Annotated in this window: 11 protein-coding genes and 1 pseudogene; 2 read left to right on the forward strand and 10 right to left on the reverse strand. The window is 66.5% G+C overall.

What is annotated here, in order from left to right; all coding sequences use genetic code 11:
• Positions 1-9: 9 nt before the first annotated feature.
• Entirely contained in the window at positions 10-3,327 is a 3,318-nt protein-coding gene (gene icmF, locus ACNH6H_RS25100; RefSeq protein WP_418321002.1) for a fused isobutyryl-CoA mutase/GTPase IcmF, read from the reverse strand.
• Positions 3,328-3,406: 79 nt separating this feature from the next.
• Between icmF and ACNH6H_RS25105 the strand changes: the two genes are divergently transcribed.
• Positions 3,407-4,498: an AraC family transcriptional regulator gene (locus ACNH6H_RS25105; RefSeq protein WP_418321004.1), complete on the forward strand. Its 1,092-nt coding sequence runs from the start codon at positions 3,407-3,409 to the stop codon at positions 4,496-4,498.
• Positions 4,499-4,523: 25 nt separating this feature from the next.
• Here the strand turns inward: ACNH6H_RS25105 and ACNH6H_RS25110 are convergent, their stop codons facing one another.
• From ACNH6H_RS25110 to ACNH6H_RS25125, 4 genes are all read right to left on the reverse strand, one after another.
• Complete coding sequence (locus tag ACNH6H_RS25110) at positions 4,524-4,733, reverse strand: dodecin (RefSeq protein ID WP_418321006.1); 210 nt, start codon at positions 4,731-4,733, stop codon at positions 4,524-4,526.
• Between the two features lie 218 nt (positions 4,734-4,951).
• Positions 4,952-6,181, reverse strand: a complete 1,230-nt coding sequence (locus tag ACNH6H_RS25115) for a porin (RefSeq protein ID WP_418321008.1) — start codon at positions 6,179-6,181, stop codon at positions 4,952-4,954.
• 259 nt (positions 6,182-6,440) lie between these two features.
• Entirely contained in the window at positions 6,441-7,064 is a 624-nt protein-coding gene (locus ACNH6H_RS25120; protein WP_418321010.1) for an OmpA family protein, read from the reverse strand.
• Between the two features lie 124 nt (positions 7,065-7,188).
• Entirely contained in the window at positions 7,189-8,442 is a 1,254-nt protein-coding gene (locus ACNH6H_RS25125) for a polyhydroxyalkanoate depolymerase (protein WP_418321012.1), read from the reverse strand.
• A gap of 126 nt (positions 8,443-8,568) precedes the next feature.
• Here ACNH6H_RS25125 and ACNH6H_RS25130 point away from each other — a divergent pair, with 126 nt between their 5' ends.
• Positions 8,569-9,303, forward strand: coding sequence for a glutathione S-transferase (locus ACNH6H_RS25130; protein WP_418321013.1), 735 nt, complete (start codon positions 8,569-8,571; stop codon positions 9,301-9,303).
• Between the two features lie 15 nt (positions 9,304-9,318).
• On the opposite strand, the pseudogene ACNH6H_RS25135 reads toward ACNH6H_RS25130, so the two are convergent.
• The 5 genes and pseudogenes from ACNH6H_RS25135 to ACNH6H_RS25155 form a co-directional block, all read right to left on the reverse strand.
• Positions 9,319-9,823 (reverse strand): annotated as a pseudogene (locus tag ACNH6H_RS25135) (cupin domain-containing protein).
• A gap of 80 nt (positions 9,824-9,903) precedes the next feature.
• A complete protein-coding gene (locus ACNH6H_RS25140) occupies positions 9,904-11,259 on the reverse strand; it encodes a metallopeptidase TldD-related protein (RefSeq protein WP_418321014.1) in 1,356 nt (451 codons plus the stop codon).
• A gap of 19 nt (positions 11,260-11,278) precedes the next feature.
• Complete coding sequence (locus ACNH6H_RS25145) at positions 11,279-12,733, reverse strand: TldD/PmbA family protein (protein WP_418321016.1); 1,455 nt, start codon at positions 12,731-12,733, stop codon at positions 11,279-11,281.
• Positions 12,734-12,824: 91 nt separating this feature from the next.
• Positions 12,825-14,447: an alpha/beta hydrolase family protein gene (locus ACNH6H_RS25150; RefSeq protein WP_418321018.1), complete on the reverse strand. Its 1,623-nt coding sequence runs from the start codon at positions 14,445-14,447 to the stop codon at positions 12,825-12,827.
• Between the two features lie 142 nt (positions 14,448-14,589).
• Positions 14,590-16,014 (reverse strand): L-serine ammonia-lyase, encoded by a 1,425-nt coding sequence (locus tag ACNH6H_RS25155; RefSeq protein ID WP_418321020.1) that lies wholly within the window; start codon positions 16,012-16,014, stop codon positions 14,590-14,592.
• Positions 16,015-16,021 lie beyond the last annotated feature (7 nt).

Here is a 16,021-nt window from a genome sequence, read left to right on the forward strand (position 1 = left end):
TCTGCGACCTCACATGCTGCGCCGGTACTGGCCGCCGACTTCGAACAAGGCATCGGTAATCTGGCCGAGCGAGCAGACCCGCACCGCATCCATCAGCACCGCAAACACATTCTGGTTGTCGATCACCGCCTTCTGCAGCCGCTGCAGCATCGCCGGCGCCTCATTTGCATGGCGGGAATGGAATTCGGCCAGCCGCGTCAGCTGCGACTGCTTCTCGGCTTCGGTCGAGCGGGCCAGTTCGAGCACGTCGGGCACCTGGTCGCCATGCGGATTGCGGAAGGTGTTGACGCCGACAATCGGGTACTCGCCGGTGTGCTTGAGCATCTCGTAGTGCATGCTCTCTTCCTGGATCTTGCCGCGCTGGTAGCCGGTTTCCATCGCGCCGAGCACGCCACCGCGTTCGGCGATCTTCTCGAATTCCTGCAGCACCATCTCCTCGACCAGTTCGGTCAGTTCGTCGATGATGAATGCGCCCTGGTTCGGGTTCTCGTTTTTCGCCAGCCCCCACTCGCGGTTGATGATCAGCTGGATCGCCATCGCGCGGCGCACGCTTTCCTCGGTCGGCGTCGTGATCGCCTCGTCGAAGGCATTGGTGTGCAGGCTGTTGCAGTTGTCGTAGATCGCGATCAGCGCCTGCAGCGTCGTGCGGATGTCGTTGAACTGGATCTCCTGCGCATGCAGGCTGCGCCCGCTGGTCTGCACGTGGTATTTGAGCTTCTGCGAACGTTCGTTGGCGCCATAACGTTCCTTCATCGCGACCGCCCAGATGCGACGCGCGACCCGGCCGAGCACGGTGTATTCCGGATCCATGCCGTTGCTGAAGAAGAAGCTCAGGTTCGGCGCGAAATCGTCGATGTGCATGCCGCGGGCCAGATAGGCCTCGACGAAGGTGAAGCCATTGCTCAGCGTGAACGCCAGCTGGCTGATCGGGTTGGCGCCGGCTTCGGCGATGTGATAACCACTGATCGACACCGAATAGAAATTGCGCACATCGTGGTGCACGAAATATTCGGCGATGTCGCCCATCACCTTCAGGCTGAACTCGGTGCTGAAGATGCAGGTGTTCTGGCCCTGGTCTTCCTTCAGGATGTCGGCCTGGACCGTACCGCGCACATTCGCCAGCGTCCAGGCGCGGATCTTGTCGGCTTCGGTGTCGGTCGGCTCGCGGTTGTTGTCGACCCTGAACTTGTGCAGGCTCTGGTCGATCGCGGTATTCATGAACATCGCGAGGATCGTCGGCGCCGGTCCGTTGATCGTCATGCTGACCGAGGTCGCCGGATGCGTCAGGTCGAAGCCGCTGTACAACACCTTCATGTCATCGAGCGTCGCGATCGACACGCCCGAATTGCCGACCTTGCCGTAGATGTCGGGCCGCGGATCGGGATCGTTGCCGTACAGCGTGACCGAGTCGAATGCGGTGCTCAGGCGCTTCGCCGGCAAACCTTCGCTGAGCAGCTTGAAGCGGCGGTTGGTGCGGAAGGCGTCACCTTCGCCGGCGAACATCCGGGTCGGATCCTCGCCCTCGCGCTTGAAGGCGAAGGTGCCGGCGGTATACGGGAAGCTGCCCGGCACGTTGTCGAGCATCAGCCACTTCACGATCTCGCCGTGGTCCTCGTATTTCGGCAATGCGACCTTGCGGATCTTGTTGCCCGACAGCGTTGTGTGGATCAGCGAGGTGCGGATCTCCTTGTCGCGGATCTTCACGACATATTCCTCGCCGGCGTAGGCCTGCTGCATCTGCGGCCACATCGACAGCAGCTTCTTGGCCGACGGATCGAGCCGCGATTCGCGCTGCTCGGCGAGGTTGATCGCCGCCTCGGCGGCCTTCGGCTTGTCCGGCTTGGCGTCGTTGAGCATCGTCGCCGATGCGCGCAACTGCTGGATCTCGCGTGCCAGCCGCGCCTGTTCGACCGCGCGGCGCTTGTAGCCGCGCACGGTATCGCTGATTTCGGCCAGATAACGCACGCGGGCGCCGGGCACGATTGGCACCTGGTGCGTGCTGTGCCTTGTCGCCACCGGCGGCAGCCGCGACTCGCCGACCTGCAGTCCGAGCTCGGTCAGCCGCGGCAGCAGCGCCTGGTACAGGGCGGTGACGCCGTCGTCGTTGAAGCGGCTGGCCATCGTGCCGAAGACCGGCATCTGGTCCGGACTGGTGCCGAAGGCTTCGCGGTTGCGCTGCACCTGCTTCGCGACATCGCGCAGCGCGTCGGCCGCGCCTTTGCGGTCGAACTTGTTGATCGCGATGAACTCGGCGAAGTCAAGCATGTCGATCTTCTCGAGCTGGCTGGCGGCGCCGAATTCCGGCGTCATCACGTACATCGGCACGTCGACCAGCGGCACGATCGCCGCATCGCCCTGGCCGATGCCCGAGGTCTCGACGATCACCAGGTCGAAGCCGGCCAGCTTGACCGCGGCCAGCACATCGGGCAGCGCCTGGCTGACCTCGCTGCCGAAATCGCGCGTCGCGAGGCTGCGCATGAAGACGCGGTGGCCGCTATCGTCGGCTGACTCCAGCCGGCGCCGCCACGGGCCGATGGCATTCATCCGGATGCGGTCGCCGAGCAGCGCGCCGCCACTCTTGCGGCGTGATGGATCGATGCTGATCACCGCCAGTTGCAGCCGGTCGTCCTGATCGAGGCGGATGCGGCGGATCAGCTCATCGGTCAACGAGCTCTTGCCGGCGCCACCGGTGCCGGTGATGCCGAGCACCGGCGTCTTGATCTGCTTGGCCTGCTCGAGCAGCTTGTCCTTCAGCGACGGTTCGACGCTGCCGTTTTCAAGTGCGGTGATCAGCTGCGCCAGCGAGCGCCGTGATTTTTCGGACGGGCCCTTGATCGCATCGAGCGAGGCCGGCGCGTGCTCCGACAAATCGAGGTCGGCCAGCATCACCATCTCGCCGATCATGCCGGCCAGGCCCATGCGCTGGCCATCCTCCGGGCTGTAGATGCGGGCAACGCCGTACTGCTGCAGCTCGGCGATCTCGCTCGGCACGATGACGCCGCCACCGCCGCCGAATACCTTGATGTGGGCACCGCCGCGCTGCTTCAGCAGGTCGACCATGTATTTGAAATATTCGACGTGGCCGCCCTGGTAGGAGCTGATCGCGATGCCCTGCACATCCTCCTGCAGCGCCGCGGTGACGACCTCGTCGACCGAGCGGTTGTGGCCGAGGTGGATCACCTCGCAGCCCATGCCCTGCAGGATGCGGCGCATGATGTTGATCGCGGCGTCGTGGCCGTCGAACAGGCTCGCGGCGGTGACGAAACGCACCTTATGGGTCGGCTTGTATTGTGCAAGCGCCTTGTACTCTGCGGACAGATCGGTCATGTCGGGTCTCCTGGTCCGACACTGTAGTCAGGTATTGCGCTGACCGCCATGCCCTGAGCCACCAGGATGGTGGCTGTTTTTGCCAGCGCGGTCGGATAATTGCCACGAATACCGGGGCAGGGGGCAGGCCATCACGAACGAAAAGGACAGTGTCTCGACCTATTTCGTCGCCGCAGCGGTGGCCCGGCTGGCGCCCGCGGCGCGCGACCGCGTGCTGGCGGCGGCAGGTATTCCGCCCGAACTGGCACTGATCGGCCGGGCCCGGGTGCCGGCGCCGGCCTATTCGGCGTTGTGGCTGGCGGTCGCACGCGAACTCGACGATGAGTTTTTCGGCCTCGACAGCCGCGCGATGAAGGTCGGCAGCTTTGCACTGCTCAGCCAGGCGGTGCTCGGTTGCCCGACCCTCGACCGCGCGGTGCGCCGGATGCTGCGCGGCTTTTCGGTGCTGCTCGACGATGTCGGCGGCAAACTGTCTTTGTCAGCCGATGCGTCGACGGCGGAGATCATCATCACCAACCGCATCGCCGATTCGAGCGATCGGCGCTTTGCCGACGAGACCTTTCTGGTGCTGGTGCATGGCCTGATGTGCTGGCTGATCGGCCGCCGGCTGGCCCTGCAGCAGGTCGACTTCGCGTTTCCGCGGCCGCCGCATGCCGGTGAATATACGCAGATGTTCTGCCAGCATGTCGCCTTCGATGCGCCGCGGACCGCGATCCGTTTCGACGCCGCTGCGCTGTCGGCGCCGGTGGTGCAGGACGCCGCCAGCCTGAAGCGGTTTCTGGCGACCGCGCCGCAGTCGGTTTTCCTGAAATACCGCAACGAGGACAGCTGGACCGCGCGGGTGCGGCGCTGCCTGCGCGCCGCTGTCGAACGGGACCGCGGCTGGCCGGTATTTGCTGCGGTCGCCGGCGCACTCGGCACCGCCGAGACGACGCTGCGGCGCCGGCTCGACGCCGAAGGCAGCAGCTACCAGGGCATCAAGGACCAGCTGCGCAGCGATCTGGCGGTCGAGCAGCTGTGCCAGGGAGATGCAAGTGTCGAGGCGATCGCGGCGCTGCTCGGTTTTCAGGATGTCAGCGCATTTCACCGCGCATTCAGGCGCTGGAACGGCGTGTCGCCCGGCGAATTCAGGCGCCGCCAACGCCTGGCCACGGTCGCGCGCCGGGCCTGAACTGGGCGCCGGCACGCCGCCAGGCTCAGCCTTCGAGCCGGAAGCCGATCTTCAGCGCAACCTGGTAATGCCCGACCTTGCCATTGACGACATGGCCGCGGGTCTCGATGACTTCGAACCAGTCGATGTTGCGCAGCGTCTTCGACGCGGTTTCGAGGGCCTGCTGGATCGCGGCATCGGTGCCGGTCGGTGACGAGCCGACGATTTCGACGACCTTGTAGACGTGGCTGGACATGGCTTCTCCTGTTGTTTCTGGGTTGCGAACGTCTGGCGACCTCCGCGCGGCGGTCGTTCAGCGTGTCGAACGGCCAGCGTACACCGGCCGGCAACGCATCACAAGGCAGGCGCGACGGCCGATCGCAGCAAAAAAAATGGCCGGCGCTGCAAGCGTCGGCCATTTGATCACCGCGGCCCGTTGCCTTGGCGGCAGCGGGCGCGGGGTGCCCAGCAGGATCAGAAGCGGTGGCGAATGCCGACCGCGAAATTGTTCGAGTCGGTGCCGGCGCTGGCGGTCACGCCGCCGAGGAAACCGGCCTGTCCAGGCGCAGCCTGGGCCAGGTTCTTGTTGTTGAAGTGCGTCAACACGATGTTCAGGTCGGTGCGCTTCGAGAAGGCGTAGGTGAAGACCGCGCCATACGAGGCGACGTCGGAGTTGGTGCCGAGGCGGTCATCGAGGTAGCTGTAGGCGACGCTCAGCATGTGCTGGCCGACCGGCAGTCGGTAGCCGACGTGGTACAGGCGCGCATCCTGGCGGGCTGCACGGACGAAGGCGTTCTCGACCACCAGCGCGGTGGCTGCGCCGGTCAGCGGTGTCAGCGCGGTGCGGATCGACGACAGGCCCGACGGGTTCTTGTCCTTGATCAGCATCACCTGGCCGACCGCGGTGCCCGGGCCGACGTCGGCGGTGCCGCCGAAGACGCTGGTCGTCAGCGATTTCTGGCCGAATTCGTTCTCGCGCGTGTTGTGGGCGACACCGGCCGAAAACTTCGCGCCCTTGTAGATCACATTGCCGCCGACAAAACGGCCGGTGGCCGGATCGTTTTCATGCAGGCCGTACATCAGCGCCGCAGAGATCGGACCCTGGACGATGCGGTAGGCCACCGTGTTGGCGAGCCGGATGTCGATCGTCGGAGGGAAGGAGCCGATCTGGCCACCGGACAGGCTCGACTCGGTCTTGGTCGTGTCGAAGGTCGCCGCGACTTCGTAGCCGGGCGTGTACTGCCGACCGGCGAGAATCGCGCCAACCGGCGTCACCAGACCGACCCACACCTGGCGGTCCCACATCCGGCCTGGCAGGTTGACGCCGAGCGTACTGCCGATGTTGGCCGCGACGCCGCTGACCGCGGGTTGCAGCGCCGGGAACAGGCCCAGCATCGCGGCATTCGAGAAGCGGTCAGGCAGTTGCGAGCCCGACGCCGGTCGGGTGCCGGTGCTGCCGGTGTCGAGTTCGAGCCGGTGTTCCATCGTGAACAGCGCGCGGAATCCGCCGCCGATGTCCTCGCTGCCCTTCAGGCCGAATCGCGAGCCTTCCATGATGCCGCTGACGATCTGGTTCTGGGTGCCGCCGCGCAAACCGGTGACTCGGCTGTAACCGGCATCGGCGATGCCATACAGCTGGACGTTTTGCGCCATGGCGACCGGGACGGTTGCGCCAAGCGCGGCAAGGGCGAAAATTTTTTTCATTGGGGCTGCTCCAGCTGCACGAACCATCCCGCATTGTGCCGGCGCGACCAAGCCGGCCGGGCCCGCGTGTCGCGCAATTCCCACGCACAGTTACCCTAGGTGTTACCCGGATGGCCGCATCCGGCCGAATGGTGCCGGAGATGCCATCGGGCGCCGGCGCGGCGCGGCAGGCCGGACGGCGCGGGCCGCAGCGCTTGTGGGCCGGTGATCCATGCGCCGGCGCGGCTGCGTCCGCAAAGACACGCCGCGCGGCGGCTACTCACTGTTTCGGCAATTCGATGATCAGCATGTCGACCCGCCGGTTCGACGCGCGACCCTCGGCCGTGTCATTGCTGGCGATCGGGTCCGACTGGCCCTTGCCCTCGGAGAGCATGCGGCTCGCCGGCACGCCTTCCTTGACGAGGAAGTTGATCGTCGCCGCGGCACGCGCCTCCGACAGCTTGTCGTTCAGCTGGGCGTCGCCGGTATTGTCGGTATGCCCGGTGACCTTCATCGACAGATTGGAGTAGGTCTGCAGTCCATTGGCAAGCTGGCGCAGGAAGTCCATGAAGCTCGGGCTCAACGCGGCACTGCCGGTATTGAACGAGGTGTCGCCGGTCGCGCGCAGCAGCAGCGCACCGGTCGAGGTGCGGGTGATCGATACCCCCTTGTCGCTGGCGAGCCGCTTCAGGATCGTCTCGAGCATGCCGATCGATGACGGCGCCGGCTGGGGTGCGGCAGTTGCCGGCCTCGACGGTGCGGGTGCAGCCATCGCAGGCGCCCTGGCCGGAGCGGCTGCCGGCGGGGCCGTTGCCGCCGGCGCCTTCGCGGGCGGGGTTTCGCAGCCGGCGAGTGCCAATGCGGCGGCAAGCACTGCCAAGTGGGTCAGGCGATCAGGAATCATCGAAACCTCCGGTTATTGTTGGCTGAATGCAGCGCGCGCTGGCGAGCATCCTTGTCGTCGGATGCACCGAAGTTACCATCCGATTGCATCGCTGGCTAGCTTGGGAAGTTGGCCGGACACGCGCTCATTGAGACAGCCGGATCACTTCCCTGAGCAGCGGATAGATCTGGTTCTGCCATTTGCGTCCGCTGAATACGCCATAGTGCCCGACGCCAGCCTGCACATAGTGGGTGCGCAGCCAGGGCCGCAGGCCGCTGCACAGATCCTGGGCCGCCAGGGTCTGGCCGGCGCTGCAGATGTCGTCGCGTTCGCCTTCGATCGTCAACAACGCGGTGCGCCGGATCGACGCCGGATCGACCGCGCGGTCGCGGTGGCGCAGACGGCCGGTCGCGAGATCGCAGTGCTGGAACACCTTGGCAACCGTCTCGAGGTAGAACTCGGCCGGCAGGTCGGCGACCGCCAGGTACTCCTCGTAGAAGGCGCGGGTGGCCTCGAGCCGGCGCTGCTGCTGAGGGTCCGGATCCGGCTCGCACAGCAATTCGTAGTATTCACGGAAGGCCTGCAGGTGGCGGCTCCTGTTCATGCTGATGAAGGCGCCGAGCTGGACGAAGCCCGGGTAGACGCGGCGGCCTGCACCGGCATGGCGCCACGGCACACCACTGATCAGGTGCTGTTCGAACCAGCCGATCGGCTTGCTGTTGGCCAGTGCATTGACAGCCGTCGGGCTGATGCGGCAATCGATCGGGCCTGCCATCAGCGTCAGGCTGGCCGGGGTCGCCGGGTGCCGCTGCTCGGACATCAGAGCCACCGCGGCGAGGGCGGCGACGCAGGGCTGGCAGATCGCGACCAGATGGGCGTCCGGGCCGAGTGCGGCGACAAAATCCATCAGGTGGTCGATGTACTCGTCGAGTCCGAAGCGGCCGGCCGACAGCGGCACATTGCGGGCGTTGTGCCAGTCGGTGATGTACACGTCGTGGTCGGGCAGCATCGTGCGCACGGTGTCGCGCAGCAGCGTCGCGAAATGGCCCGACATCGGCGCTGCGATCAGCACCTTGGCCTGCGGCGGATCCGGTGCCGTCTGCTTGCGAAAGTGCAGCAGCGTGGCAAACGGCGTCGATAGCATGGCCTCCTCGCTCACTGCGACGTCTTCGGTTCCGATCGTCACGCTGTCGATAGCGAACGGCGGGCGATGGTGGGTGACTTCGGCCAGTGCGAAGGTCTTGCAGGCGGCGAGGATCCGACGTTGCGGCCGAGCAGCAGCAAAGCCGTGGCAGACCGGCGTTGCAGGCAGCCGATCGAGCAGCGGCACCGCTTCGTGGACGAGGTGTCGGATCGGTGTCATCCATTCGGCATGGGCCTGGTAGGCGTCGTACATCATCGCGTTGCTCCCGGTCGGCTGCATGACTGGCCAGCAACTAGCGCGCCAGCCTGCGGCGTCAGGCAGGTGGCACAGCGCTTGCACGAGGTCCGGTCACCAGCCTGAGCCGCACCCGGGAGAACCGACATGCCGCAGTCCGCCCCAGCCGCCACCCGCGCCCGCAACAGCCGGCACAAACCAGATGCAGGTCGGCCCGAACGGCCGGCCGCGCGAGCCAGCCTGACGCTGAGCAGCAAGAACTATTCGTCGTGGTCGCTGCGTGGCTGGCTGCTGGTGAAGTTTGCCGGGCTGCCGTTCGATGAAGTGATGGTTTCACCGGATGATGTCGATGCGCGCAGGGAACTGCTGCTGCTGGCGCCATCGATCCGCGTGCCATGCCTGAGCCACGATGGCGCAAAGGTCTGGAATACGCTGGCGATCGCGCAGTATCTGGACGAGATCTGTCCCGACGCCGGCCTGATGCCGGCCGATCGACTGGCGCGTGCGCACAGCCGGTCGGTCAGCGGCGAAATGAATTCCGGATTTGCGAACCTGCGCGCGGCATTGCCGATGAACCTGAAGGCGCGCCATCCGGGTTTCAAGGTGTGGACCGGCGCGCAGCCCGACATCGATCGCATCGTCGAGATCTGGACCGAGTGCCTGACGAACCACGGCGGGCCCTACCTGTATGGCAACCGTCCGGGCATTGCCGATGCAATGTATGCGCCGGTCGTGACCCGTTTCCTGACCTACGACGTCGCGTTGCCCGACCTCTGCATCGGCTACTGCAACACGATCATCGCGCTGCCGGAGATGCAGCAGTGGATCGCCGCGGCATTGCTCGAGGCCGACGATATCGAGGAACTGGAGATGGATTTCTGAGGCGGCCGCCGTTGATCACCTCGGCCAGGGCGTTGGCGCCGGAACCGCGCACGGCCCTTCGGCGTCGACGCTGGTGAAATCGGCCGGGCCGACGATCTCGATATATTCCATGTCAGTGGCGCCCGGCCGCCCGAAGCCACTGAGGCGCCCCCTCGGGGGGCAGCGAGCAACGCGAGCGTGGGGGTTTCATTTCAGGCGAGTAGTCGAACAGGAAGTGCGTAATGCCCGGGCGCTGGTGCACGCAGTCGCCCGCCTCGACCAGCGTTTCCTTGTCCTCGTACATGAAGCGCGCCCAGCCCCGGGTCATGATGACGATGTGGAAGCTGGCCCCATGCCGGTGCCAGCCGGTGCCCTTTTCGGGTGCCTTGTTGGCCTTGACGAGCTGCGCAATGACCTTGCCGCCGGTTGCCGCCTCGACGCCGAGGTCACGGTACAGAAAAAAATCGCGCAGGCCATCGCTGCGCCACGGCGTATCGGTCGGCTTGACGTGCGAAAACTCGGTTCTGGCGGTATCCGGCATGGCGCAGCTCCTGAACGGCTGGGGCGGTGTACGCATGCTGCATGCATAAGCCGTTCCAGAGCCGGCGCCGCGGCACCGCGCTACAGCGTCAGCTGCAGTCCGTCGATCAACGCGCCGGGGGTCGTCACCGAGCCGAGTTGCCGTTCGCCATAGGTGCTGCTGTCGGGCACGACCTCGACCTCGGCGGTCAGGCCGATCAGACCGGAGCCGAACATGCGCAGGAAGGAATCGTCGAAGCGCATCACCTGCAGCGGCTCGACCAGCTCGCCATCCTCGACCCAGAAGCAGGCAAAACGCGTCATGCCGGTCATCCGGCAGGCACTGCGGTCCGAATAGTTCAGATACCAGAGGTCGCTGATGTAGAGGCCGCGATCGAGCGCGCGAAGCGCGTCTGCCGCGGCGATCGTGCCGGCGGCCAGCCGCAGCGACTCCGGCGTCTCGGTCGCATTGGCGCCGTTTGCCGGCAGCCCGAATTCGGTGGATGAGCGCGGCGAGACCAGCATCTCGCAGGCCTTGCCGGCAGCAATCAGCGTCACCTCGGCGGGTTTGACAAATCCTTCGTCGGTGAATGCCGGTGCCAGGCCATCGGCGGTCGCTTCGCGCAGGTCGATCGACGGATGCAGCCGTGTGCCGCCGGGGCCGGCGAGCGCAAGCCGGTGCAGGCTCGACGTGCCGGTGCGCCGGGCTTTTGCGCCGAAGCCGCCCCAGGCCGCGGTATCGAGCAGTTCGGCCAGCGCCCGCGGCGCCAGCAGCGCGCGGTAGGCGCCGGCCGGCAGCAGCCGAGGCGTGCGCGCCAGCAGCGGCAGGCGCTGTGCGGCCATCGCCAGCTGATCGGCGAACATCGTGGCGTCCCAGTCGGCGCCGGCGAGCGCGGTCTTGATGGCCTTGTCGCCGGACTGGTAGATGCACCAGTCGAAATGGAAATGTTCGACCTGGTGCCAGTTGCGCTGGCCGCGGCTGTCGGCAAAGGCGCGAACCACCGGGCCGGCAGCATAAAAGCCGACCAGGTCGAGCCCGCGCGCCGCTTCGCTGACGCTGCGGATCAGTTCACCGGCCGCCGGCAACTGGCCTCGCTGCTCGCGATGGCTATCGGTGACCGTATCGGGCAGCAGCAGGTAGGGGTCGTCCGGCACCTCGGGCAGCAGTCTGGCGAGCTGTTCGCGCTCGCCGAGCAGCAGCGCGCGGTCGGCATCGGCATTGCCGCTCAGGCTGAGCGTCGATTCAATGCGGCGCCGCCCGGCAACAACCGCCAGCGTCGCGTGGGCCTGCCTGACGTCGGTGGCCTGGCGCAGCAGCCCGTGGTTGAAGCGGATGAAGTCGCTGCATTCGGCCTTCAGCAGCAGCGTTGTCCGTTCGGAGCCGCCGACGGCGGTGCAGACCGCATCGGCAAGCGTCGAGAAATAATCCTGGTCGGTGATCGAAACAGCCTGGTTCATGTCGGTTTTCTGCTGGCCCTCATTCACCGCCGAAAACGGCCACATCGGTGAATTTGCAGGCCGGCGACGCATGGCCGACGCGGATCACCTGCGATGGTTCGCCCTTGCCGCAAAACGGCGTGCCCATCACCTCGAAGGTTTCGGCATCGCCGACCATCACCAGCGATCGCCAGAAGGTGGCGCTGACGCCTCGGTAGTTCGGGTTGCGCACCACCTCGGCCAGCCGGCCGTTGCGGATCACCCGGCCATATTCGCAGCCGAACTGGAACTTGTTGCGCGAATCGTCGATGCTCCAGCTCTGGTTGGTTTTCATCATCACGCCGAATTCGATGCTGCCGACCATCTCGTCGAGCGATGTTTCGCCGGCCTCGATGTTCAGGTTGCTCATGCGGTCGATCGGTGCGCGGTTCCAGCTGCAGGCGCGGCTGGTCGCAACGCCTTCGAGCGGCGTGCCGGCGGCTGCCGCACGCGCCTGCGACAGGCTGCCGCCGAGCGGACGCTGCAGGATGCCGTTTTCGATCAGCATCCGGCGTTCGGCCGGCGTGCCGTCGTCGTCGAAGGCAAAACTGGCGAGTTGTTCCGCGCGCTGCGGATCGTGGCTGACATTGAGCAGTTCGCTGCCGTAGCGGTAGCCGCCGAACATCTCGAGCGTGACGAAGCTGGTGCCGGCGAAATTGCGCTCGTCGCCGAGGATGCGATCGAGCTCGAGCGGATGGCCGATCGACTCGTGGATCTGCAGCATCATCTGGTCGGGCATCAGCAGCAGCTCCATGCGGCCGCTCGGACACTGCGGCGCCATCGTCAGCTCGATCGCCTCGCGGGCCACCCGCGGGCCGTCGTCGACAAAGCGCGCGCGGTCGAGCACCTCGAGGCCGCCTTGCTGACAAAAACCGTTGTACTGGCCGGCTGCCGACCGGGTCTGCGTAACGCCGTGCGAATGGGCGGTCGCGAGGATATTCGGAACGACGATCTGCCATTGCTGCCAGGTATCGGCACCGCCGCTGCTGATGAAGCGCTGCTCGATGTCGAGTGTCCACAGGCTGGTCGTCCAGTCGACGATCCGGTCGTCGATGCGGATCGACGCATTGACCGACTGCAGCAGATCGAGCCGCTCCCGCAGCGCGGTCGTCGCCACCGGCCGCTCGCTGCGGCTCGCATAACGGCCGGAGCGGCCCTGCGGGGCAAGTTGCCCGGCATCGAACAGGCAACGCCCGGCCGCCGCATGGGCCAAATCGCGGGCCCGACCAAAAGCCGCCTTCATGCCAGGTTCGCTGACATCGGCGGTGGCAGCAAAGCCCTGCGCGCCACGATCGCTGACGCTGACCATCACGCCGCGGTCGTGCCGTCGGCTCGGCGCCTGCGCAACGCCCTGGCGCACGTTCAGGTCCTCGGATCGTTCGACGACCCCTCGGACCGACCATGCGGTTACCGCGGGCGCCGCTCGGCGGGCAAAAACATCAAGCTGGTCGAGCATCGCTGATCACAAAAAAACCGCGCCCAGCAGGGCGCGGTCGGGTCGAACGAAACAGGCCGGGCGCGCCTTCACGCGCCGGGTATCGCAGCGCTCAGGCGCCGCTGGCCAGCACCTGCTGGAAGAAACCGCGGGCGGCCGCATTGCAGAACGGCGGCACCAGGCTGCCGTGGTAGGCGCCGACCACCGCGGTGGCACCACCGTCGGTGGCGCCGGCGGCAACCGCGGCCTGCGCGGTCTGCGCCTTGGCCTGCGCAAAGCCGCCCTTGACCGTCGCATACGGATCGTTTGCACCGGACGGCGCCGAGTCGACGTCGAGAACGGTCAGCAGGCCGGTTGCCATGCGTGCCGGCGACGGCGCGCTCCAGAAGCCCTGCATCAACTGCGTATTGACACTGTAGAAGACGGTCGGGTCGGCATTGCCGGCACACATCAGCATCGGGCGGTTAGGCGTCCAGCTGCGCATGTCGTTCAGCTTCGCGGCAATGCGCAGCGGGTGTTTCGGAGCCGCCGCCGGCGCACCGGTCGTCACCACCGGCACCGCGCCATCCGGATTGGCGATCGCGTCGAGCAGGTAGTTCAGGCGATACGAATTGGTGATCAGCGGGCTGGCGCCGAAGCCGGCGGCAAACAGCGGCGCCTGTGCAGCCGGCGTCGTCGGGGGCGTGATCGCATTCAGTGTTGCCTGCAGCGATGCCGGCGAACCTGCCGGTGCGGTCGGCGGCGTGCTGCTGAACAAGGCGCTTTGCGGCAGGCGGCCTTGCTGGAACAGCGTCGTCACCGACGAGGTCGACGGCAGCAGCGAGTCGAGGCCGGCCGCATAGGGCGCGTTGTAGATGTCGGTCAGGTTGGTGTAGATGTTGCCGTAGGCCTGCTGGTAGGCGGTGACGAACAGCGGTGCGAAGACGGTCGAGCCGGCATTGACGTTGCCGTAGAACACCGCGTCGAGGAACGCCTCGACCGCGTAGGGGCCGGACATCGGCGCCGACGCGGTGACCGTGGTGCCGGCCGCCTGCATCGCCTTGTGGGTCGCCATCGCGACATAACCGCCGGCCGAATAACCGGTCAGGAAGAGCTTGCCGGATTCGGCTGCGCTGACGCCGGGCAGGGCCTTGCGTGCAGCGGCCAGCGCATCGATCATGTCCTTCGATTGCTGGTCGGCGACGACATACGGATGGTAGGAGAGCTTCGACACGTCGTAGCCGGCAAAATTCGGCGCGACGACGATGAAGCCCTGCGCCGCATACATCGCAGCAACCAGCAAGGCCTCGTTGTAGGCGGCATTGGTGCTGTCGAGCACGTTGGCGAGGTTGTAGCCCTTCGCCGTCGTCGTACCGTGTGCGTACAGAACGACCGGGCGCGCGCCTGTGCAGGCGGCATCGGCGCCGACCGGCACCATCAGTGCGCCGCTGGCATTGGTTGCCTCACCCTTTGCGCCGACCGTGCCGTATTGCAGGTAGTTGAAATCGACGCCGCACTTCGGCGTTCCGGCCACCGCCAGCAGGCTGCGGCCGCTGGCGCTGCCGTTCAGGCTGGCGTTCAGGTCGGCCGCGCTCAGCGTCGTGACACGCAGCGGCGGATTCGTCTGCAACGATCCGCGCGCATTGCTGCTGTCGGTGGTGAATCCGCCTTCGCCGGAGCCACCTCCACATGCGGCGAGCAACGTGGTGGCTGCAAAGGCCGCAGCAACGGCTGTGTAGCCAGACGACTTCTTCATGCTTGTCTCCTGATGGGTGGCGAACGGTCGTTCGCTTATCAACGGAGCATGCTAATCGCTGCTCCAAGGGGCCATACCCCGGGACAGTACCGATAGACGCCGCAGCGGCGGCCGACTGCGTCGGCGCATGCCATTGCAGGCTTCAGCATTCGACGATGTTGACTGCCAGCCCACCGCGTGCGGTCTCCTTGTACTTGCTCATCATGTCGGCGCCGGTCTCGCGCATCGTCTTGATCACCTTGTCGAGGCTGACATGGTGGCTGCCGTCGCCGCGCAGCGACATCCGGGCGGCGTTGATCGCCTTCACCGAGGCGATCGCATTGCGCTCGATGCACGGGATCTGCACCAGCCCGCCGACCGGGTCGCAGGTCAGGCCGAGGTGGTGTTCCATGCCGATCTCGGCCGCATTCTCGACCTGTTCGGGGCTGCCGCCGAGCAGCGCGCACAAGGCGCCGGCGGCCATCGAGCAGGCGACGCCGACCTCGCCCTGGCAGCCGACCTCGGCGCCGGAGATGCTGGCGTTCTCCTTGTAGAGCAGGCCGATCGCAGCCGCCGTCAGCAGGAAATCGATCACGCCGCGGTCGTCGGCGCCGGCAATGAAGCGCCGGTAATACAGCAGCACCGCCGGGATGATGCCGGCCGCGCCATTGGTCGGCGCGGTGACGACGCGCCCGCCGGCAGCGTTCTCCTCGTTGACGGCAAGCGCAAACAGGTTGACCCAGTCGAGCACCTCGAGCGGATCGCCGGCGCCGCCGATCACCGAGCGGACGCCGGCCCGGCTCGGCAGCGGCGAGGTGCCGGACAGCTGGCGAAACAGATCGGCCGCGCGGCGTCGCACCTTGAAGCCACCCGGCAATACACCGTCGCTGCGGCAACCGCGCTCGACGCAGTCCTGCATCACCTGCCAGATCTTCAGCAGGCCGTCGTCGATTTCCGCATCGCTGCGCCAATGGCGCTCATTGCGCCGCATCACCTCGGCGATCGTGCAGTTCTCGCGCTGCGTCAGTTCGAGCAGTTCGGCGCCGGAGTGGAACGGCAATGGCAGCGCGGTGGTGTCGGGCGCAATCGCCTTCAGCCGCGAGCCGTCGGCCGCGACCTCGTCGCTGACGACAAAGCCGCCGCCGACCGAGTAGTAGCTGCGGCTGTCGATGTTTTCGCCGGCGGCGTCGAAGGCACTGAAACGCATGCCGTTGGTGTGCAGCGGCAGCTGCTGGCGGCGATGGAAGACGAGGTCGGTCTTGTCGTCGAAAGCGATTTCGCGGCGGCCCAGCACGACCAGTCGCCGCTGGCTGCGAATCTGCTCGAGCAGCTGCGGCACCTGCTCGATCTCGACGGTATCGGGTTCATGGCCGGCGAGGCCGAGCAGCACCGCCTTGTCGCTGCCATGGCCCTTGCCAGTGGCGCCGAGTGAGCCGAACAGTTCGGCCTTGATGCGCGAGAGCCGCGCGAGGTGGCCGCTGCCGTCGAGCTTGCGGGCGAACATCAATGCCGCCCGCATCGGGCCGACCGTGTGCGAGCTGCTCGGGCCGATGCCGATCTTGAACAGGTCGAAGACGGAAACGGCCATTGCTGCC

Origin of the sequence: Pseudideonella sakaiensis (assembly GCF_048320135.1) — a bacterium.
GTDB classification, from domain to species: domain Bacteria; phylum Pseudomonadota; class Gammaproteobacteria; order Burkholderiales; family Burkholderiaceae_C; genus Ideonella_A; species Ideonella_A sakaiensis_A.